Annotated in this window: 20 protein-coding genes; 14 read left to right on the top strand and 6 right to left on the bottom strand. The window is 73.2% G+C overall.

Annotated features, from left to right (window positions below; all coding sequences use genetic code 11):
- The first annotated feature begins 168 nt into the window (after positions 1–168).
- On the top strand, positions 169–501 hold the full coding sequence (locus ACZ4YL_RS13575) for a hypothetical protein (protein WP_468116394.1): 333 nt from the start codon (positions 169–171) through the stop codon (positions 499–501).
- 53 nt (positions 502–554) lie between these two features.
- Positions 555–1,316 carry an SDR family oxidoreductase gene (locus ACZ4YL_RS13580; protein ID WP_468116396.1) on the top strand — a complete coding sequence of 254 codons (762 nt, stop codon included), beginning with the start codon at positions 555–557 and terminating at the stop codon, positions 1,314–1,316.
- Positions 1,317–1,456: 140 nt separating this feature from the next.
- On the opposite strand, the gene ACZ4YL_RS13585 is transcribed toward ACZ4YL_RS13580, so the two are convergent.
- The gene (locus tag ACZ4YL_RS13585; RefSeq protein WP_468116398.1) at positions 1,457–2,614 is read right to left on the bottom strand and encodes an ROK family transcriptional regulator; all 1,158 of its coding nucleotides are present in this window, start codon (positions 2,612–2,614) and stop codon (positions 1,457–1,459) included.
- Between the two features lie 55 nt (positions 2,615–2,669).
- Between ACZ4YL_RS13585 and ACZ4YL_RS13590 the strand changes: the two genes are divergently transcribed.
- From ACZ4YL_RS13590 to ACZ4YL_RS13605, 4 genes are all read left to right on the top strand, one after another.
- Entirely contained in the window at positions 2,670–3,917 is a 1,248-nt protein-coding gene (locus ACZ4YL_RS13590; protein ID WP_468116400.1) for an MFS transporter, read from the top strand.
- A gap of 81 nt (positions 3,918–3,998) precedes the next feature.
- Positions 3,999–5,396, top strand: coding sequence for a uracil-xanthine permease family protein (locus ACZ4YL_RS13595; protein ID WP_468116402.1), 1,398 nt, complete (start codon positions 3,999–4,001; stop codon positions 5,394–5,396).
- A gap of 75 nt (positions 5,397–5,471) precedes the next feature.
- Positions 5,472–6,113 (top strand): DUF5995 family protein, encoded by a 642-nt coding sequence (locus ACZ4YL_RS13600; protein WP_468116404.1) that lies wholly within the window; start codon positions 5,472–5,474, stop codon positions 6,111–6,113.
- Between the two features lie 49 nt (positions 6,114–6,162).
- Positions 6,163–6,756 carry a hypothetical protein gene (locus tag ACZ4YL_RS13605; protein WP_468116405.1) on the top strand — a complete coding sequence of 198 codons (594 nt, stop codon included), beginning with the start codon at positions 6,163–6,165 and terminating at the stop codon, positions 6,754–6,756.
- Positions 6,757–6,834: 78 nt separating this feature from the next.
- Here the strand turns inward: ACZ4YL_RS13605 and ACZ4YL_RS13610 are convergent, their stop codons facing one another.
- From ACZ4YL_RS13610 to ACZ4YL_RS13620, 3 genes are all read right to left on the bottom strand, one after another.
- Positions 6,835–8,532: a flavin monoamine oxidase family protein gene (locus ACZ4YL_RS13610; RefSeq protein WP_389116644.1), complete on the bottom strand. Its 1,698-nt coding sequence runs from the start codon at positions 8,530–8,532 to the stop codon at positions 6,835–6,837.
- Positions 8,533–8,575: 43 nt separating this feature from the next.
- Entirely contained in the window at positions 8,576–9,376 is an 801-nt protein-coding gene (locus ACZ4YL_RS13615) for a carbon-nitrogen hydrolase family protein (protein WP_468116406.1), read from the bottom strand.
- Positions 9,377–9,612: 236 nt separating this feature from the next.
- A complete protein-coding gene (locus tag ACZ4YL_RS13620; RefSeq protein WP_468116407.1) occupies positions 9,613–10,011 on the bottom strand; it encodes a hypothetical protein in 399 nt (132 codons plus the stop codon).
- A gap of 387 nt (positions 10,012–10,398) precedes the next feature.
- Between ACZ4YL_RS13620 and ACZ4YL_RS13625 the strand changes: the two genes are divergently transcribed.
- Positions 10,399–11,109 carry a GNAT family N-acetyltransferase gene (locus ACZ4YL_RS13625; protein WP_468116408.1) on the top strand — a complete coding sequence of 237 codons (711 nt, stop codon included), beginning with the start codon at positions 10,399–10,401 and terminating at the stop codon, positions 11,107–11,109.
- Between the two features lie 17 nt (positions 11,110–11,126).
- On the opposite strand, the gene ACZ4YL_RS13630 is transcribed toward ACZ4YL_RS13625, so the two are convergent.
- Positions 11,127–11,582, bottom strand: coding sequence for an Lrp/AsnC family transcriptional regulator (locus ACZ4YL_RS13630; protein WP_007262967.1), 456 nt, complete (start codon positions 11,580–11,582; stop codon positions 11,127–11,129).
- Positions 11,583–11,592: 10 nt separating this feature from the next.
- Complete coding sequence (locus ACZ4YL_RS13635; protein WP_468116409.1) at positions 11,593–13,083, bottom strand: amino acid permease; 1,491 nt, start codon at positions 13,081–13,083, stop codon at positions 11,593–11,595.
- A gap of 298 nt (positions 13,084–13,381) precedes the next feature.
- On the opposite strand from ACZ4YL_RS13635, the gene ACZ4YL_RS13640 reads away from it, so the two are divergent.
- The 7 genes from ACZ4YL_RS13640 to ACZ4YL_RS13670 all read left to right on the top strand — a co-directional run bounded on the left by ACZ4YL_RS13640 (position 13,382) and on the right by ACZ4YL_RS13670 (position 20,483).
- Positions 13,382–13,672, top strand: a complete 291-nt coding sequence (locus tag ACZ4YL_RS13640) for an SDR family oxidoreductase (protein WP_468116771.1) — start codon at positions 13,382–13,384, stop codon at positions 13,670–13,672.
- Between the two features lie 83 nt (positions 13,673–13,755).
- A complete protein-coding gene (locus ACZ4YL_RS13645) occupies positions 13,756–14,772 on the top strand; it encodes a GDSL-type esterase/lipase family protein (RefSeq protein ID WP_468116772.1) in 1,017 nt (338 codons plus the stop codon).
- A 118-nt stretch (positions 14,773–14,890) separates the two neighbouring features.
- On the top strand, positions 14,891–15,862 hold the full coding sequence (locus ACZ4YL_RS13650; RefSeq protein ID WP_468116773.1) for an SCO0930 family lipoprotein: 972 nt from the start codon (positions 14,891–14,893) through the stop codon (positions 15,860–15,862).
- Positions 15,863–16,073: 211 nt separating this feature from the next.
- Positions 16,074–16,913 carry a LytR/AlgR family response regulator transcription factor gene (locus ACZ4YL_RS13655; RefSeq protein WP_468116410.1) on the top strand — a complete coding sequence of 280 codons (840 nt, stop codon included), beginning with the start codon at positions 16,074–16,076 and terminating at the stop codon, positions 16,911–16,913.
- Positions 16,914–17,122: 209 nt separating this feature from the next.
- Positions 17,123–17,398 (top strand): hypothetical protein, encoded by a 276-nt coding sequence (locus ACZ4YL_RS13660; protein ID WP_468116412.1) that lies wholly within the window; start codon positions 17,123–17,125, stop codon positions 17,396–17,398.
- Positions 17,399–17,514: 116 nt separating this feature from the next.
- Positions 17,515–19,245 carry a sodium/solute symporter gene (locus ACZ4YL_RS13665; RefSeq protein ID WP_468116413.1) on the top strand — a complete coding sequence of 577 codons (1,731 nt, stop codon included), beginning with the start codon at positions 17,515–17,517 and terminating at the stop codon, positions 19,243–19,245.
- On the top strand, positions 19,242–20,483 hold the full coding sequence (locus ACZ4YL_RS13670) for a sensor histidine kinase (RefSeq protein ID WP_468116415.1): 1,242 nt from the start codon (positions 19,242–19,244) through the stop codon (positions 20,481–20,483). The genes ACZ4YL_RS13665 and ACZ4YL_RS13670 overlap by 4 nt, the downstream gene beginning before the upstream one ends.
- Positions 20,484–20,536: the final 53 nt, after the last annotated feature.

Below are 20,536 nucleotides of genomic sequence, written 5' to 3' on the forward strand. Positions count from 1 at the left end.
CTACTAAAGCTACTTGGGAGCCATACGGCCCTCTGGCACTCTGGGGACACCTCTCCCCAGCCCCTTTCTGGGTGGTCGGTGGTGCGGTCCCCCCCCCCCCCCCCCCCCGCGCCCGAGCCGCGCTTCGCACCGGACCCCGAACGGTGGCAGAGCCTCGTGGAAACCTTCATGACGGCGGCGCGCGGCGGGGACCTGGCCCGGCTGGAGGGGCTGCTGACGGCCGACGTCCGGTTCGTCTCCGACGGCGGCGGCGCGGTCAACGCGGCGCTGCGGCCGATCCTGGGGCGGGAGAAGGTGGCCCGGTTCGCGATCGGGGTGCTCAAGAAGTTCGCCGGGGACCTGCCGGTCAGCGTCGCGGAGATCAACGGGGTACCGGCGCTGCTCTTCGGCGAGACGGCCGTTCTTCTGGTGGAATTCGAGAACGGGCTGGTCAGCGGGCTCAGCACGGTACTCAACCCGGAGAAGCTGGAATTCCTCCAGCGGCAGCTGTCACATTCCTGAGGGCCCTCCGGTCTCCGCTGCCGAAGGAACCACATCGGCGAAAGGCGGACCCCATGAGCACCATCCTCGTCACCGGCGGCACCGGCACCCTCGGCGTGCTCGTCGTGGACCGGCTCCGGAACGCGGGCCACGAGGTCCGCGCGCTGAGCCGGCACGCCCCGGAGTATCCGGTCGACCTGCTGGACGGCAGCGGGCTGGACGGTGCGATGGCCGGCGCGGAGGTGATCGTGCACTGCGCGAGCAATACGCGCGCCGGGGGCAAGGACGACGACACCGCCACCCGGCACCTCATCGACGCGGCCCGGCGGGCGGGGACCGTCACCAACATCGTCTACATCTCGATCGTCGGGGTGGACGTGGTGCCGCTCGGCTACTACCGGACGAAGCTGAAGGTCGAGCGGCTGCTGGAGGCGTCCGGGCTGGGCCTGACCATCCTGCGCACGACGCAGTTCCACGACCTGGTGGCGCAGCTGGTGGACACGGCGGCGAAGCTGCCGCTCGTGCCGGTGCCGATGCCCGGCGGGGTGCGGGTGCAGCCGATCGCCGTCGGGGAGGTCGCGGACCGCCTGGCGGAACTGGCCGTCCCGACCCCGTCGGGCCGGGTCCCGGACATGGGCGGCCCGGAGATCCGCACCCTGCCGGACCTGGCCCGCACCTACCTGACCGCGACGGGCCGCCACCGCCGGGTGATCTCCGTCCCCCTGGCGGGCAAGGCCTACGCGGGCTTCAAGCGCGGCGGCCACCTGGCCCCGTCCCACGCGGCGGGCCACCTCACGTTCGCGCAGTTCGCGGCGGGGCGGGGGCGGGGACGGTAGGGGGTGTGGCGGGGCGGGGGCTTCGGGGGCTTCGGGGGCTTCGAGGGGACGGGCGCGGGCGGAATCGGAGAAGCGCGGCGGGGGCGCGGGTGGGCGGGAGCCCCCGCCACACCCCCCGCCCCCGGAGCCCTCCCCCGCCCCTACCCCCCGAACAGCACCGCCTGCGCGGCGTCCCGCGCCGCCAGTTCGGCTCCCGCCAGGACCGCCGGGTCGCCCAGGGTCGTGGCGCGGATCTCCGTCGGGACCGGGGTCAGCTTCGCCACGCGGTGGGCGACCCGGGCGGCCAGGGCGGGGCCGCCTGCGCGGCCCAGCTCGCCCGCCAGGACCACGCAGCCCGGGTCCAGGATCGCGGCGGCCGCCGCCGCGCCCAGCGCGAGCCGTTCGGCCAGGGCTTCGAGGAAGGCCTCCCCCGCGGCTCCGGCCACGGCCTCCTCCGCCGGGCCCGCGAAGCCGTGGGCGCGCGCGAGCGCGGTCACGGCTTCGCGGCCCACCAGGGCGTGGAATCCGCCCGCGCAGTCCTCGGCCGACGGCAGGCCGGCGGTGCCCGGCACCGGAAGGAAGCCGATCTCGCCCGCTCCGCCGGAGGCGCCCCGGCGCAGCCGGCCGTCCAGGACCACGGCCGCGCCCACGCCCGCGCCGAGCCACAGCAGGACGAAGGAGTCCAGGTCGCGGGCCACGCCCAGGCGCTGCTCGGCGAGTGCGGCCAGGTTGGTCTCGTTCTCGACGACGACCACGGCGGGCAGGCTGCGCTGCAGGGCGGTGACCAGGTCCCGGTGCCAGGCCGGGAGGCCGCTGGTGTCGCGGAGTTCGCCGGTGGCCGGGGCGACCAGGCCCGGGGCGCCTATGACGACGGTGTGCAGTTCGGCGGCGCCGGCTTCGCGTGCGGTGCGCAGCAGGGCGGCCACCGCGTCCTCGGGGGCGCCGACGGGCAGGGCGGCTTCGGCGAGGGGGCGGCCCAGGAGGTCGGTGACGACTGCGGTGACCCGGTCGGTGCGCACGTCGAGGGCGGCCAGGTGGGCGCGGTCGGCGACGATCCCGTACAGCTTGGCGTTGGGGCCGCGGCGCTGTTCGCCGGATTCGCCGGCGACTTCGATGAGTCCGGCTTCGGTGAGCCGGTCGACGAGGTCGGCGACCGAGGGGCGGGAGAGGCCGGTCATGGTTTTGAGCTGGGTGGCCGTCAGCGGCCCGGATTCCTGGAGGAGTTGCAGGGCGAGGCGGTCGTTGATGGCCCGGGCCGTGCTGGGCGAGGCGGGGGACGGTGCCGGAGTGGTGGTGGGGGCAGGAGTCACGGAGCCCATCCTAGGGAGTCGGGCCCATTATCTATCAGGCAGGGTCCCTGATAGTTTAATCGTCATGACCGGGGACACCGACCTCAGCCCGGCGCACCTGCGCCATGCCCGCTATGCCATCGCCGCCGTCTTCTGCACCCACGGTGCCGTCACCGGCTCCTTCGCCACCCGTATCCCCTGGATCCAGGAGCACGCCCAGCTCAGCCCGGGCACCCTGGGCCTGGCGCTGGCCGCCCCCGCCGTGGGTGCGGCACTCGCGATGCCGCTGGCGGGCCGCATCAACCACTGGCTCGGCGCACGCGCGGCGCTGCGGGCCCTGCTCTCGTTCTGGACCCTCTCCCTGATCCTGCCGAGCCTCGCCCCGAACCTGCCCACCCTCTGCTTCGCGCTCTTCGTCTACGGGGCCACCGCCGGCATGTCGGACGTGGCGATGAACGCGCTGGGCGTGGAGACGGAGAACCGGCTGGGCCGCTCGATCATGTCCTCGCTGCACGGCATGTGGAGCGTGGGCGCGCTGCTCGGCTCGGCCGCGGGTGCCGTCGCCGCGCACGCCGGGGCCGACGCCCGGCTGCACCACCTGGTCGCCGCGCTGGTCCTGACGGCGGGCGGGCTGTTCGCCGTACAGGGTGTGCTGGACCTGAGGGCCGACCAGGGGGCGCAGGCGCCGCCGCACTTCGCGCTGCCGCCGAAGTCGGCGCTGCTGATCGGGGCCGTCGGGTTCTGCGCGGTCTTCGCCGAGGGCGCGAGCCTGGACTGGTCGGCGGTCTACCTGCGGGACGTCCTGCACACGGACGCGGGTCTGGCGGCGGCCTCCACCACCGCCTTCGCGCTCACCATGGCCCTGGCCCGGCTGGTCGGGGACCGGGTGGTGGACCGGTTCGGGGCGGTGCGCACGGTCAGGGCGGGCGGGGTGGTGGCCACCGCGGGCGGGCTGCTCGTGGTCGGGGTCCGGCATCCGGCGGGCGCGCTGGCCGGGTTCGGGATGATCGGGCTCGGGATCGCGGTGGTGGTCCCGCTGGCCTTCGCCGCGGCGGGGCGCAGCGGCCCGGCCCCGGCGCAGGCCATCGCCGGTGTCGCGACGATCACGTACACCTCGGGGCTGATCGCCCCGTCGGCGATCGGCGCGGTGGCGGACGCGACCTCGCTGGTGGTGTCCTTCGGGCTGGTCACCCTGCTGGCGTTCGCGCTGATCGCGGGTGCCGCGGTACTGCGCCAGGGGCCGGCGGTGGGGCAGGCTGGGGGCGATCTCGGCGGGGTGACGGCGAAGCCCGGCCCCACCGAGCTCGACGAACCTGCCCAAACCCGGCCGTAACATGTCGACTGGCCGCAGCGGCACGTACCCGTGCGCTGCGGCCTCGATGTGTGAGCAGCAGCCGGAGAAACGGAGTGGAACATGGGCCTCGGCGTGGGCTGGACCCTGCACGGAGACGGGCGGACTCCCGCCCCCGGGGCGGTGGTCCGGCCGGAGGAGCGCCTGTCGTGGCCGCGGACCGCCGGGCTGGGCGCGCAGCACGTCGTGGCGATGTTCGGCGCGAGTTTCGTCGCTCCGGTCCTGATGGGCCTGGACCCGAACCTGGCCATCATGATGTCCGGTGTCGCGACGGTGATCTTCCTCCTCGCGACCCGCGGCCGGATCCCGTCGTACCTGGGCTGTTCGCTGTCGTTCGTCGGTGTCGCTGCGGCCATCCGGGCCGCGGGCGGGGACAGTGCGGTGGTCACGGGCGCCGTCTTCGTCGTGGGCGTGGCGCTGTTCCTGGCGGGCCTGGTGGTCCAGCGGTTCGGCGCCCGCGTGATCCACACGGCGATGCCGCCCATCGTGACGGGCGCGGTGGTGATGCTGATCGGCTTCAACCTGGCACCGGTGACGGCGAGCACGTACTGGCCGCAGGACCAGTGGACGGCGCTGCTGACGATGCTGTTCACGGGGGCGGCCGTGGTCTGTCTGCGCGGTTTCTGGTCGCGCATCGCGATCTTCCTCGGTCTGCTCTTCGGGTACGGGATCTCCTGGCTCTCCGACCTGCTCTTCGGGAAGATCCACTCGACGCTGGGCGGGGAGGCGGCCGTCGACCACTGGCGGCTCGACCTCTCGGCGGTGGCCAAGGCCGACTGGCTCGGGCTTCCGTCCTTCCACGCACCCGCCTTCGAGTGGTCGGCGATCCTGATCGCCCTGCCGGTGGTGATCGCGCTGATCGCCGAGAACGCGGGCCACATCAAGGCCGTGGGCGAGATGACCGGCGATCCGCTCGACGACAAGCTGGGCACGGCGATCGCGGCGGACGGCGCCGCGTCGATGCTGTCCACGGCGGTCGGCGGCCCGCCGAACACCACCTACTCCGAGAACATCGGGGTCATGGCGGCCACCCGGGTCTACTCCACGGCGGCCTACTGGGCGGCCGCGGGCTTCGCGCTGCTCTTCGGGCTGTGCCCCAAGTTCGGTGCGATCGTCGCCGCGATCCCGGGCGGGGTGCTCGGCGGCATCACGGTCATCCTCTACGGGATGATCGGCCTGCTCGGCGCGCAGATCTGGATCAACGGCGGGGTGGACCTGCGCAATCCGCTGAACCTGGTGCCGGCCGCGGCGGGCGTCATCATCGGCATCGGCGGCGTGAAACTGCAGATCACCGACACCTTCGAGCTGGGCGGCATCGCGCTGGGCACGATCGTGGTGATCACCGGCTACCACGCACTGCGCTACCTCGCCCCGGCGCACCTCAAGCAGGAGCCCCTGCTCGACGCGGGCACCTCCACCTACGACGAGGGCTCCGGGGACGGCCAGGACAAGCCCCGTTGACGGGGTTTCGCCCGAACCGGGGAAGCCTACGGCCAAGTTCCCCGGATCCGCGCCGGCGCCTGCGACCCTGCCCCCATGGAAGCGGTGCTGGCGCGGATGCGCGCCCTGGAGGAGCGGCTCCCGCCGCAGGACGGTGTCGCCGTCTTCAACCGGGTCTACCTGACGGTGACGGAGACCCTGCACCGGCGGATCGAGCACGGCGCCTTCCCGGCGCCCCGGCGGGCGCAGACGCTCAGTGTGCGGTTCGCGGAGCGGTACCTGACGGCGGTGGAGGCGGACCGGGCCCCGGCCTGCTGGCGCCCGCTGCTGCAGTACCGCCGCCATCCGGGGATCCGCCCGCTGCAGCACGCGCTGGCCGGGATCAACGCGCACATCGGCCATGACCTGGCGCTGGCGGTGGTGGCCACGTGCGGTGAGCTGGACTGTGAACCGCGGGCCCTGGAGGCGGACTTCGACCGGGTCGGCGACACGCTGGTCTCCCTGGAGGAGCACATCCGGGAGGACCTGATGCCGGGCCCGGACCTGTTGGAGATCGCCGACCCGCTGACCCATCTGGTCGGCTCGTGGAGCCTGGAGCGCGCCCGCGCCGGGGCCTGGTCGGCGGCCCGCCTGCTGTGGACGCTGCGCCGGGCGCCGGACCTGGCCGAGGAGTTCACGGACTCCCTCGACGCGGGCGTGGGCCTGGTCGGCCGCTGCCTGCTGACCCCGCGGGGCTGAGACGCCTGCCGCCCCCGGGTCGTCGCGGGCCGCCGGATAGGTTCGCCGTATGACGACGCTTCTCCTCGACGGCGGGCCGGTCACCCCGGACGCCCGGGTCAGCCGGACCGGCGGGGTGCCGACGGCGCCCGCCGGGACCGTGTGGCCGGTGTGCCGCGTGTGCGCGGGACCGCTCCAGTTCCTCGCCCAGATCGTGCTCGGCGACGCCGCCCCTGCGGGGCCCGGCGTGCTGGCCCTGTTCATGTGCGCCCACCGGCCCGGGCGGTGCGAGCAGTGGAGCCCGACCGCGGGCGGCAACCTGGCCCTGCTGCTGCCCGCCGGGGACCTGGTGCCCGTACCGGCGCCCGACGCGGACGAGGACGTCCTCGGGCTGGGCGCCGTCCGCGCGGCCGTACCCGTCCCGGCGGCGCCGGACGGCACCGCACCGGCCGGGCGGGCGGTCCTCGGCTCGCTCGGCGGCGAACCCGACTGGCTCCAGGACGACGAGACGCCCGACTGCCCCGGCTGCGCCCGGCCGATGGCCTTCGTGGCCGGCCTGCGGGAGGGACCGGAGCCCACCACCGCCATGAACTTCGGCTCGGGGCGGGCCTACGCCCACGCGTGCGCCCCCTGCGGGCGGGCCGCGCTGCTCTGGCAGTGCTGACCTGACCCCGGACATGAGAACGGGCCGTCCCCGCGCTGCTCACGCGGGGACGGCCCGTGGCCTGGGGAACCCGGAGGATCAGTCCTCGGGGAGTTCGACCGGGGCGATGTCGTCGTAGACGTCGCCCGGGCCCGGGTTGGTGGAGTCCGTGGAGCCGCCCAGGTGGTGCATGACGCCCCAGACGGCGTTGAGGGCGGTCTGGACCGCGCCCTCGGCCCAGCCGGCCGTCCAGGAGATGTCGTCGCCCGCGAGGAAGATGCCGCGCTTGTCCTCGGGGAGGCGGTCCTGCATGAAGTGGGTGAACAGGCGGCGCTGGTAGCGGTAGTGGCCCGGGAGGTTGGCCTTGAACGCGCCCATGAAGTAGGGCTCGTCCTCCCAGGAGACGGTGACCGGGTTGCCGATGATGTGACGGCGGATGTCGACCTTCGGGTAGATCTCGCCGAGGGACTTCAGCATGACCTCCATCCGCTCGTTCGCGGACAGCGGCAGCCACTTGAGGCTGTCGTCGCACCAGGTGTACGAGAGGCAGATGACGGCGGGCTTGTCCGGGCCGTTGTCCAGCAGGTACGTGCCGCGGGTCATCCGGTCGGTCAGCGTCATCGACATGACGTCGCGGCCGGTCTCCTCGTCCTTGTCCAGCCAGAACGGCCGGTCGACGGGGACGAACAGCTTGGACGACTCCATGTAGTGGGTGCGCTCGATCGCCGTCCAGTGGTCGATCGGGAACAGCGTGTCGTCGCACTCGATCTTCGACAGGAGCATCCAGGACTGGGCCGTGAAGATCGCGGCGCGGTACGTGCGGATGTCGCCGGAGGAGTCGGTGACCGTGATGCGGTTGCCGGCCGTGCGGTGCAGGCGGGTGACCGCCGGGCGCGGGGTGCCGCCGTGCAGGGAGGACAGCGAGGTGCCCTGGGCCCAGTGCACGATCTTCTCCGGCTCGCGCTCCCACAGGCGCAGCGGCAGCTGCTGCGAGCCGCCCACGATGCCGCGGTGGTGGTCGTCGGCCTCGGTGTAGACGACGCGCAGGATCTCCAGGATGGAGTTCGGGAAGTCGGTGTCCCAGCCGCCCGTGCCGAAGCCGACCTGGCCGAAGATCTCGCGCTTGCGGAAGGACTTGAAGGCCTCCGACTTGCAGAGGAAGCCGTAGAAGGTCTCGTCGTCGAGCTTCTCGACGAGCTTGGCCCAGATCTCGCGGATGCGCGGGACGTCCCGCTCGCGCATCGCGGTGTTCATGTCGGAGAAGTCGGCGCCCTCGTCGAGGCAGGCGTTCCACGCGGCGGACACGTCGCGGTAGACCTGCGGGAGGTCGGCGATGGTCTCGGCGTAGTGGGTCTCGCCCTTGAGGTCGACGACCGTGGAGGGGGTGGCCTCGGCGAGCGGGTTCGGGAAGGGCTCCGTGACCAGGCCGACGAGGTCGATGTAGTGCTGCAGGGCCGTGGAGGACGGCGGGAAGCGCATGGCGCCCATCTCCGCGGTGAGGCCCTCGGTCTCGGCGCCCTCGAAGCCGACGGTGCGCAGGCGGCCACCGATCTGGTCGGCCTCGTAGACGACGGGCTTGAGGCCCATCTTCATCAGCTCGTACGCGGAGATGATGCCGGACAGCCCGCCGCCGATGACGGCGACCTCGGTGCCGAGCTCGGTCGCCGGTATCTGGCCGAGGCCCGCCGGGTGGGCGAGGAAGTCGTCGTACGCGTACGGGAAGTCCGGACCGAACATGGTGATCGGCGGCTGTCCGTCGCTGTGCGGGACGGCGGTGGTGGGCACCGTGGACGTCATGGGGGTACGTCTCCTTGCGGCAGGGCTGGGGGAAGAAGGGGGCTCAGACGAGGGAGGCGTAGAGCCCGGGTCGGCGGTCGCGCAGGTACGGGTTGTTCTCGCGCGAGGCCGACAGCAGCTCGGGGTCGGCCTCGCCGAACACCAGCTCCTCGCCGCGGCCGGCCCGGGTCCGGGTGACCCCGTCGGGGCTCGCCAGGCAGCTGAGTCCGACGAACTCGAACTCGCCTTCCGGGCCGGTGCGGTTGACGTACGCGATGTACATCTGGTTCTCGAAGGCCCTTACGGGGACGAGCTGTTCGGCGACGAACTGGAACGGGTGCATCTGCGCGGTCGGCACCAGGAGGAGGTCGGTGCCGGCGAGCGCGTGCGCCCGGACGTTCTCGGGGAACTCCACGTCGTAGCAGATCATGATGCCGATGCGGAGGCCGTTCAGGTCCGCCTGGACGACGGGGGTGTCGCCGGGGGTGAAGGCGTCCTGTTCGAAGCAGCCGAAGAGGTGGGTCTTGCGGTAGTTCGCCAGCGCCGCGCCGTCGGGGCCGATGAGCTGGGCGGCGTTGTAGACGACGCCGTCCGCGCCCTCCGGGTAGCCGTACAGGACGGCGATCCCGTGGCGGCGGGCGATCTCGCCGATGGCCTGGGCGGAGACGCCGTCGGCGGCTTCGGCGAGTCCGGGGATGTCCTTGAGGTCCAGCGCGTAGCCGGTCAGGAACATCTCCGAGGTCACGAGGAGCCCGGCCCCGCTCTGTGCGGCGCGCGCCGCTGCCTCGTCGAGCTCCTTGAGGTTCTCGGCGGTGTCGCCGAGAACTCCGGAGCTCTGGAGGAGGGCGGTGCGCAGCGGGGGCATGGGCTACCTCTGTGACAGGCGGGGAGGGGGTCATAAAACGGTACGTTCGCGCGTTCGATCCGGACAAGCCGTGAGCGTTGCGCTCCGCGCATCGATTCGTTGCGTGTTCCCTGACCGACGCGGCGATTCGTTGCGCGGGCGCCCCCGGGGGTGTCTTGTCGATCAGCCCGGCCTGATCGGCAGGACACCCCCGGGCCCCCTGGTGGACCTCGTACGACCCCTGCTGCGCCCCCCTGCTAGGAGTCGGTGCGGAAGGCCGGGTGGGCGGCCAGGAAGCGCAGGTCGTCGAGGATGTCGGGGGTGTGGCCTGAGACGACGCGGCCGCTCCAGGTGTCGACGAGGGCCGGGACGGTCAGGGCGCCGTCGAAGTGGTGGCCGGTGGCCTCGTAGGCCAGCCGCAGCGCGGTGTACTCGGCCGCCCGGGGGTCCGTACCGAGGACGGTGGCGGTGATCGAGCGGGTCAGGCCCAGCGCGGCGAGGGTGTCGGTCACCCGCAGGGAGCGGGGACAGCCGGCGCGGAGGTAGAGGTGGTAGCGGTGCGGTACGGGGGAGAAACCGGCTCCGATGCGGCCGCGCGGGGCGGGCGCCTGGCCGGTGCGGGGCAGCGGGGTGCGGGGCAGGACGGTGTGCGACATGACTCTCCTGGGGTGGAGGACAACACGGCTGGGCCCCGGGCGGCGCGGTGCGCGCGCCCGGTCCGGGTCACTCGTCTCTGAGGGGGGTCAGCCGCGCGGGCCGAAAGCGCTGCACACCCGCAGGAGGTCGATGTGCAGGCGCCGGGTGAGCCACCAGCGCCGGAGGGTCCGGGATCGCGTGTCCGTGTGCGTGTCCGCCGTCCGGGCCGTGTCCACCGCCGCCACCCCCGTCCTGTCCTCGGCCGCCCCCGTCCGGTGCTGGTTAGGCTTCCGGTGGCGGGCGCTGTCCGTCATGGCCGTCCCCCGCAGTCTCGTGGCGGCGCCCGGGGCCGTCAAGAAGGCGGTCACGACCCGGACGCCGCCACCTATGGAAGGAGTCCAGCACCCATGTCCCCCGAGAGCGGCACGCTGTGCGGCAGTGAAGTACTCGACAATCCGGTCTGGGCCGCGCTGACCGGGCCGCACCGCGATTTCGCCGAGTTCGCGCCGGCGGGTCTGGCGGCCCGCTACACGCTGGACACGTCCCCCTTCTCGGCGCTCGCCGATCCGCAGGACCCGCGGGCGTGGGCGGATCTGGCCGCGCTGACCGGGCCCGGGGAGGAGATCTGGGTGACCGGGCTGCTGACCCCGCCGCCGGGGTGGCAGACGCTGGTGACGGTTCCGGGTGTGCAGCTGGACGGGCGGGGGGTACGGGCCGGGGCGGCGCCGGAGGCGGTGGCGCTGGGGCTCGGTGACGTACCGGAGATGCTGGAGCTGGTGGGGCTGACCAAGCCGGGCCCGTTCCTGGACCGGACGGTCGAGCTGGGCACGTACCTCGGGATCCGTCACGAGGGCCGGCTGGTCGCGATGGCCGGGGAGCGGATGCGGCCGGAGGGCTGGTCGGAGATCAGCGCGGTGTGCACCCACCCGGACCACCGGGGACGGGGCCTGGCGGCCCGGCTGATACGCGCGGTCGCGGCGGAGGTCCGTGAGCGCGGGGAGCGCCCGTTCCTGCACGCGGCGGCGGCGAACACCGGGGCCGTGCGGCTCTACGAGTCGATGGGCTTCACCCTGCGCCGCAGCCCCCTGTTCCTGGGGCTGCGTACGCCGCAGGCGTGACCGCCGGGAGACACCCCCTAGGCGGGTGCGCCCGAGGTGAAGCGGCGCAGGAGCGGGGAGAGGACGAGGACCGACTTGGTGCGTTCCACGAACGGCTCGCCCGCGATGCGTTCCAGGACCCGCTCGAAGTGGCGCATGTCGGAGGCGAAGACCTGGACGAGGGCGTCCGCGTCGCCGGTGACGGTCGACGCGGACACCACCTCGGGGTATCGCTCCAGTCCTCGCCGGATGTCGTCCGGCGAGGTGTTGTGCCGACAGTAGATCTCGATGAAGCCCTCGGTCTCCCAGCCCATGGCGGCCGGGTCCACGCGGACGGTGAAGCCGGTGATGGCGCCTTCGGCGCGCAGCCGGTCCACGCGCCGCTTGACGGCGGGCGCGGAGAGCCCGACCTCGGAGCCGATGTCCGCGTAGGAGCGGCGGGCGTCCTCGGCGAGGGCGTGCACGATGCGTTCGTCGAGATCGTTCAGTCGCACGGGGGGTGAATCAATTCTGTTCAGCGGCCTCCGCGGCCGTGGCGGCCAGGGTGGCCACAGTGGCCAGGCTGGAGCGGCGCATGCCGTAGAAGAAGTAGATCACGAGCCCGACGGCCATCCAGCCACCGAAGTACAGCCAGGTGAGTCCGGGCAGCTCCGTCATCAGGTAGGCGCAGAGGAGGAAGCCCACGATCGGGGTGACGGGGAAGAGCGCGACCTTGAAGGTGCGGTTCATCTCCGGGCGGGTCTTGCGCAGGATGATGACGGCCAGGTTGACCAGGCCGAAGGCGAAGAGCGTGCCGATGCTGGTGGCGTTCGCCAGCTCGCCCAGCGGGATGAAGGCGGCGAGCAGTCCGCAGAAGAGGCAGACGATGATCGTGTTGACGCGCGGGGTGCCGGACTTCGGGTCGACCTTGGCGAAGGCCTTGGGCATCAGGCCGTCGCGGGACATGGCGAAGAGGATGCGGGTCTGGCCGTAGAGGACGGCGAAGACGACGCTGGCGATGGCGACGACGGCGCCCGCGGCGAGGATGACGCTCCAGAAGGAGTGTCCGGTGACGTTCTCCATGATCTGGGCCAGGGCGGCCTCGCTGCCCTCGAACTCCTGCCACGGCATGGCGCCGACGGCGACCAGGGCGACGAGGCAGTAGATCACGGTGACGATGGCGAGCGACAGCATGATCGCGCGCGGCAGGTCCTTCTTCGGGTTCTTGGCTTCCTCACCGGCGGTGGAGGCGGCGTCGAAGCCGATGTACGAGAAGAACAGCATCGAGGCGGCGGTGCTGATGGCGGTGATGCCGAGCGGGGCCAGCGGGGTGTAGTTGCCGGCCTTGATGCCCATGAAGCCGATGACGATGAAGACCGCCAGCGTCACGATCTTGACGCCCACCATGATCGAGTTGATCCGGGCGCTCTCCTTGGCCCCGCGGAGCAGGAAGACCATGCAGAGCAGGACGACGACCAGGGCCGGCATGTTGATGTAGCCGCCCTCGCCCAGCGGGGCGGAGAAGCCCTCGGGGATGGTGAAGCCGAGGGTGCCGTCCAGCAGCTCGTTGAGGTACTGGCCCCAGCCGACGGCGACGGCCGCGACGGAGACGCCGTACTCCAGGACGAGGCACCAGCCGCAGATCCAGGCTATGAGCTCACCCATGGTGGCGTAGGCGTAGGAGTACGAGGAGCCCGAGACGGGGATCGAGCCCGCGAGCTCGGCGTAGGAGAGCGCCGAGAAGAGCGCGGTCAGGCCCGCGACGATGAAGGCGATGAAGACGGCCGGGCCGGCGATCGGGGTGGCCTCGCCGAGGACGACGAAGATGCCGGTGCCCAGGGTCGCGCCGATGCTGATCATGGTCAGCTGCCACATGGTGAGCGACCGCTTGAGCGCGCCGCCCTCACCCTGGCCGCCCTCGGAGACCAACTGCTCCACCGGCTTGCGGCGGAGCAGCGGGTTGACGGGCCTGCGGGCCTCTGAAGCGAGCGGTGGCGCCTGGCCGTGGTCGAGCACGAGGGGACTCCTTGTCACTGCGGATCGGGGAGGTCAGGGGAGGCGTCGACCGCGACGATCCGGAGCAGGGCAGGGCCCGTCGGAAGAAGGGTCTGCTCATGGGGGACCGCCGAGCAGGCGATCCGCGCCACTCCACGTACAGCGAGTGAGCCTACGAGCTGAGTGATACCGCCCGTAATGGACCATCCTTGCACATTGACGCACGATCGTTGCGCGGATCCGTCACTGACAGTCGTTTGTTGCGTAGGGATGATCGATCGCTGCGCAGGCCGCCCTGGGCCCCTTTTCTTGACACTTCATCAGATCTGCCGCAGCGTGCCGCGCTGAACCCGCCCGGAGCACCTACGGGGCCGCCGCGTCCGACCTGACGGCATTGGTCCGCTCCGCGGCGGTGGAACCGGGCCCGAGCGGGGTACGGGTGAACGCGGTGGCACCGGGGGTGGTGCGGACCCCGCGGGCCGCCGCCCCGCCGGGCACCGGGGGCGGCGGCGCACCACGGAGAACGCCCCGCCGGGCCGAGGCAGGCGCTCGTGGCTGGCGGTGGGTCGGCCTGAAGTTCCCGTATCCGACGATCGGAGGCGACCAGTGATACCAGCGGGACCAGGTGGACCAGCCGGGCCGGCAGGACCGGGACTGCCGGCCGGGCCGACGGAACCGGCGTGGCCGGCCGGGCTGCAGCGCCACCCTGACGAGCCGGAGCCCTGGCAGGACGCGCTGCCCTTCCTGCGCGGGGTCGCCTGGCTGGACCGGGGACGGCCCGTCCGCGCCGATCCGGCCGACACCATGCGGCTGCCCTGGGACACGGGCGAGCGCTCCACCCTGCCCATCGGCGTCCGGCTGGAGTTCACCACCGAGACCGCGCGGGCGGTGGAGGTCCGCTACCGGGCGACCGTGCCCGGCCCCACCGACGCGCTGCGCGACCTCGCGCACGGCTTCGCACTGTGGGACCGGCACGGGGTGGTCACCGAGGTGTTCACCGACCCGGCCGCGGAGGCCGTCGTACGGATCGGCCTGGGCGGCGGCACCGGCCCGTTCACCATCCACCCGCCCGAGACCCAGTCCCCGCTGATCCTCGGACTGCGCGGGATCGGCGGCCCGCTCGCCCCGGCGCCGCCCGCCCCGCGCTGGGTGGTGCACGGCGACTCCATCACCGAGGGCTGGTGGTCCACGCGCCCCGCGCACGGCTGGCCCGCCGTCACCGGCCGGGCGCTCGGCTGGGACACCGTCAACCTCGGCTACGCGGGCGCCGCGCGCGGTGAGCTGACCACCGCCGAGCAGCTCGCGGGCCTGCCCGCCGACGTCCTCACGCTCGCCTTCGGCACCAACTGCTGGTCCCGGGTGCCCTTTTCGGCTCCCCTGCTGTACGAGACCACGCGGGCGTTCCTCGAACTGGTCCGCCAGGGGCACCCGCGGACCCCGATCCTGCTGGTCTCCCCCGTCCTGCGGCCCGACGCCGAGCGCACCCCGAACAAGCTCGGCGCCACCCTCGGCGCCCTGCGTGACGCGATGGAGCGCGCCACCCGGGACCGGATCGCCGCGGGGGACGACCGGCTCGCCGTGCTGCCGGGCCGGGACCTGCTCGGTCCGGAGCACCTGGCGGACGGCCTGCACCCCAACGACAGCGGACACCAGGTGCTCGGCCTCGCTGTGGCCACGGCTCTGCGGCGCAGCGGGTTCGGCACGGGGTGAGTGAAACAGCCCACACCGGGCAAGGTGAACAGATCTCCCCCACCGCGGCGTGTCCTGGGCAGAGTTGACGCCATCACGGTGGCGGACACGAAGGACACCACAAGTGGGAGAGATCAAGATGGGCATCAAGCGCGGAACCACCCTGGCCGCGGCCGCGATCGTCGTCGTCCTCGCGGCGACGGCCTGCGGCCCCTCGGACGACAAGGCCGCGGACACGACCAAGCCGGTCGGGGCCGCCGCCGCCGCGGACAACGGGAAGGCCCCGGCCGCCGCCGACGGCGCCTACGGCTCCGACGGCGCTGCGGGCGCCTCCGGCGCCAAGCCGGCCGGGCAGTTGGCGATCGCACCCAACGACCAGCTCGGCTCGGTCCTCACCGACAGCGCGGGGATGACCCTCTACCGCTTCGACAAGGACACGGCCAAGCCCCCGAAGTCGAACTGCGACGGCGACTGCGAGAAGACCTGGCCGGTGGTCGCCGCGGGCGATGCCACCGCCGCCGCGGGCATGGACCCGGCGCTGCTGGGCGAGGTGGTGCGCACCGACGGCAGCAAGCAGCTGACGGTGGCCGGCTGGCCCGCGTACCGTTACAGCAAGGACGCCAAGGCGGGCGACGTCAACGGCCAGGGCGTCGGCGGGGTGTGGTTCGCGCTGGCGGCCGACGGCAAGAAGGCCGCGAAGGGGGCGGCGACCGAGGGGGCGCCCCCGGCCGCGGGCGGTGCCGCCGAGGCCGACGGGAAGCTGTCGGTGGCCAAGGACCCCAAGCTGGGCGACCACATCGTCGACGGCAAGGGCATGACCGTCTACCGGTTCAAGCCGGACACCCAGTGGCCGATGACCTCCAAGTGCGTGGGCGACTGCCTGACCAAGTGGCCGGTCGTCGCGCCGGTGGAGAAGGCCAAGGACAAGGGGATCGCCGAGAAGAACTACACGGTGCTCAACCGCCCGGACGGCATGAAGCAGCAGAGCGTCGACTGCTGGCCCGTCTACACCTTCACCGGTGACAAGAAGCCCGGCGACGTCAACGGCCAGGGCGTGGGCGGCACCTGGTACGCCGTGTCCCCCGACGGCAAGCTCATCACCGTCCAGTAGTCCCTCCCCCTCCCGTCACTCCCCTCCCTCCCCCCACCCCGTTCGCGCGGCCCTCGCCCACATCCCCCCTGGGCGGGGGCCGCGCCCCGTCCCCGTTCCGCCGCGGCCGAGTCCTCCCTAGGGGTGTCTTGCCGATCAGGCCGGGCTGGCGGGGCCTGGCACCGCGCCCTGATCCGGCCTGATCGGCAAGACACCCCCTAAACTCGGCCGCATGCTGCGCGTACTGGCCGTCGACGACGAGAAGCCGCTCCTGGAGGAACTCCTCTACCTGCTGCGCTCGGACCCCCGGGTGCGCAGTGCGGAGGGTGCCTCGGACGCCACCGAGGCCCTGCGCCGGGTCACCCGGGCGCTGGAGTCCGGCCCGGACGGGGCCGACGGCATCGACGTGGTGTTCCTGGACATCCACATGGCCGGACTGACCGGGCTGGACATCGCGCGGCTGCTGGCCGGGTTCGCGCGGCCGCCGCTGATCGTGTTCGTCACCGCCCACGAGGGTTTCGCCGTACAGGCCTTCGACCTGAAGGCCGTGGACTACGTGCTCAAGCCCGTGCGCCCGGAGCGGCTGGCCGAGGCCGTCCGGCGGGCCTGCGAGCAGCTCGGCCGGTCCGAAGAGGGCCCGGCTGCCGCGGTGGCAACCGCCGACGCCCCGGTGGCGGGCGCCCCGGCCGTGCCGGCGCCGCGCCGCCCGGTCGCCGAGGTCACCGTCGCCGACCGCGCACCGGACCAGATCGCCGTCGAACTGGGCGGGGTCACCCGCTTCGTGGCGATCGCGGACATCTCCTACGTCGAGGCGCAGGGCGACTACGCCCGCCTGCACACCGACGAGGGCAGCCACCTGGTCCGGATCCCGGTGTCCACGCTGGAGGAGCGCTGGGCGGCGCGCGGGTTCGTACGGATCCACCGCCGTCATCTGGTGGCGCTGGCGCGGATCGACGAGCTCCGGCTGGAGGCCGGGACCACCAGTGTCCGGGTGGGGGCGGCGGAGCTCCAGGTGAGCCGCAGGCACGCGCGGGAGCTGCGGGATCTGCTGATGCGGCACGCGACCGGCTGAAACCGGCCGCGCCCGGGCCGCTCCCGGGCCGTTCATCGGTCGCCGCCGGGCCGTTCGCGTCCGACCGTCCGGCGCTCGGGGGCGCCGTTCGTCGCGCTGGGAGGGGCGTACGGCGATCCGCCGGAGCCGTCGGCCGCACCGCCGCCCGATCGGCCCTCGGCGCCGTCGCCCCTCTCGTATCGTGGATCTTCCGGCGCGGGAGGAGCGAGATGTCCGAGATCCAGGCGCTGGTCGACGCCCTGAACGGGCTGCCCCGGGCCCGGCCTGCCGGGCCCGCCGAGGCCGAGGCGCTGCTGGCCCGGCTGCGCAGTGCGGCCGCCCGCTGGGCCGACATCCTGTACGAGGCCCGCGAGGGGGTCCGTGAGCAGGTGCCGCCGCGGGCGGAGGCGGCTCTGACGCTGGCGTTCCGGCGCGCGGAGGAGTCGTACGTGGAGCTGGAGATCGCCCTGCGCGACTGCGCGGAGCACCGCGACCCGGCCCTGTGACGGGGTCGTCCGGGCGGGCGGATCCGACGGCTCCGGTGGGTCCGAATCGAGCCTGTCGCCCGGTCAGGGGGCGTGCGTAGACTCCGGACACGCCTCTCCAGCCGAAGGACCGCCCGGTGAACCAGACGTACGCGCTGACCGCGGTCGCCGTCGTCGTCCTGGTCACGATCCTGGTCGGGGCGCTGGGCCTGCGGATGTCGCGGACCACGTCCGACTTCTACGTCGCCTCGCGCACGGTGGGGCCCCGCCTGAACGCGGCGGCCATCAGCGGCGAGTACCTGTCCGCCGCGTCCTTCCTCGGAGTGGCGGGGCTGGTGCTGCTCCAGGGGCCCGAGATGCTCTGGTACCCGGTGGGCTACACCGCCGGGTACGTGGTGCTGCTCGTGCTGGTGGCGGCCCCGCTGCGCCGCTCGGGCGCGTACACGCTGCCGGACTTCGCGGAGGCGCGGCTGGAGTCGCTGGTGGTGCGCCGGATCGCGGTGCTGTTCGTGGTCGGGGTCGGCTGGCTGTACCTGCTGCCGCAGTTGCAGGGTGCCGGGCTGACGCTGGAGATCCTGACCGGGGCCCCGCACTGGGTCGGCGGGCTGGTCGTGGCGTTCGTGGTGACGGTGGCGGTGGCGTGCGGCGGGATGCGTTCGGTCACCTTCGTCCAGGCCTTCCAGTACTGGCTGAAGCTCACGGCCCTGCTGGTGCCGGCCTTCTTCCTGATCGCGGCCTGGGCCGGGGACGGCGCGCCGCGGGCCACCTTCGACGCACCGGCCGTCTTCCGGGAGCACACCTCGGTGACGGTCGCGGAGGACGTGCGGCTGTCGGTGGCGAATCCGCTGACGGTGACGGTGACCGGGCAGGTGGACGGGCGCGGTTACGTGTCGGTGCCGCTGACCCTGGCCGCCGGTGAGCATGCCGTACGGGCCCACGCGCGGCTGGAGTTCGCCGCGGACACGCCGGTTCCGGACACCCTGGCCGAGGCGCGGCCCGGGGTGTCCACCTGGTCGGTGCCGACCTCCGGCGGGCTGCGCGAGTACCGGCTGTACGCCACGTACGGGCTGATCCTGGCGACCTTCCTCGGCACGATGGGCCTGCCGCACGTCGCGGTGCGGTTCTACACCAGCCCCGACGGGCGGACCGCGCGGCGCACCACGCTGGTCGTGCTCGCACTCGTCGGTGTCTTCTACCTGCTGCCGCCGGTGTACGGGGCGCTGGGCCGGATCTACACCCCCGAGCTCGCCCTGACCGGCGACGCGGACGCGGCAGTGCTGGTGCTGCCCGGGCGGATGCTCGGCGGGGTGCTCGGCGAGCTGCTGGGTGCGCTGCTGGCCGGGGGTGCCTTCGCGGCGTTCCTGTCGACGGCCTCGGGGCTGACGATGGCGGTGGCGGGGGTGCTGCACCAGGACGTGCTGCCGGCGCGGGGGGTGCGCAGCTTCCGCTCGGCGGCGGTCGTGGCGATCCTGGTGCCGCTGGCCGGGAGCGTGGCGGCGACGCAGGTGCCGGTGGCGGACGCGGTGGGCCTGGCTTTCGCCGTGTCGGCGTCCTCGTTCTGTCCGCTGCTGGTGCTGGGCATCTGGTGGCGCGGGCTGACCCCGCCGGGTGCGGTGGCCGGGCTGGTCACGGGCGGCGGGGCGGCGCTGGGCGCGGTGCTGGCGACCCGGGCCGATCTGGCGCCGCCGGGCTGGACGCACACGCTGCTGGCGTGGCCGGCGGCGTGGTCGGTGCCGCTCGGGTTCCTGACGATGGTGGCGGTGTCGCTGGCCACCCGGTCGCGGATCCCGGCGGGGACGGCGGCCACCTTGGCCCGGCTGCACCTGCCGGAGGTCGTGGCCGGGGAGCGGGCGGGAGGTCTGCGGTGACCGGGGTGGTACCGGCGGTCCTGGCGTTGCCGACGGTGGCGGGTGCGGTGCTGCTGCTGGGTGCGGGCTGGACGGCGGGCCGGTGGCACGCCCGCCGCGGGGAGCGGGCGGCCGGGATGGACCTGGGGACCCCGGTGGAGCGGGCCACCTTCCACACCCTGCACACGGCTTCGCTGGCCGCTCCCCCGCTGCGCGCCGGGCTGACCGAGGACGCCGCCCGCAAGGCGGCCCGCCGGCTGCGGTCGCTGCTGGGCACGGAGGCGCTGTGCCTCACCGACCGGGAGTCGGTGCTGGCCTGGGACGGTCCGGGCGCCGACCACCATCAGCGCCGGGCGATGGCCCGGGTGGCGGTGATGCTGGCGTCGGGACGCAGCCAGAGCGTACGGACCGAGTGCCAGCGGCCCGACTGTCCGCTGAAGTGGGCCGTGGTGGCTCCGCTCACCGGCGAGGACGGGGTGCTGGGCGCGCTGGTGGCGTACGGCTCGCGCGAGTCGGCGGTGCTGGTGCGGGCCGCGACGGAGGTCGCCCGGTGGGTGTCCGTGCAGCTGGAGCTGTCCGAGCTGGACCGGTCGCGGACCCGGCTGATGGAGGCGGAGATCAAGGCCCTGCGGGCGCAGATCTCCCCGCATTTCATCTTCAACTCCCTGGCCGCGATCGCCTCGTTCGTCCGCACGGATCCGGAGCGGGCCCGGGAGCTGCTGCTGGAGTTCGCGGACTTCACCCGGTACTCCTTCCGGCGGCACGGCGATTTCACCACGCTGGCCGACGAGTTGCGCTCCGTGCAGCAGTATCTGGCCCTGGCCGGTGCCCGGTTCGGCGACCGGCTGAAGGTGACCCTGCAGGTGGCGCCGGAGGTGCTGCCGGTGGCGCTGCCCTTCCTGTGCCTGCAGCCGCTGGTGGAGAACGCCGTGAAGCACGGGCTGGAGGACTCCACCGAGGAGTGCCGGATCACGATCACGGCGCGGGACGCGGGCGCGGAGGCGGTGATCACGGTGGAGGACAACGGGGTCGGGATGGATCCGGCGCTGCTGCGCCGGATCCTGGCCGGGGAGCACGGCGGTTCCTCCGGGATCGGGCTGCCCAATGTCGACGAGCGGATCCGGCAGGTGTACGGGGACGCGTACGGTCCGGTGATGGAGACGGGGGTCGGGGCCGGCATGAAGGTCACCCTGCGCATTCCCAAGTACCGTGCGGGCGTGCACAGTTCACCGTCAGGACACCAGCCTCCGCGGCTCTGAGGGCCTGCCGGCGTGGCATCCTGTGACCGGCGCGACGTGACCGGAGGGAATCG

This window comes from Streptomyces sp. NPDC030021 (assembly GCF_055574035.1).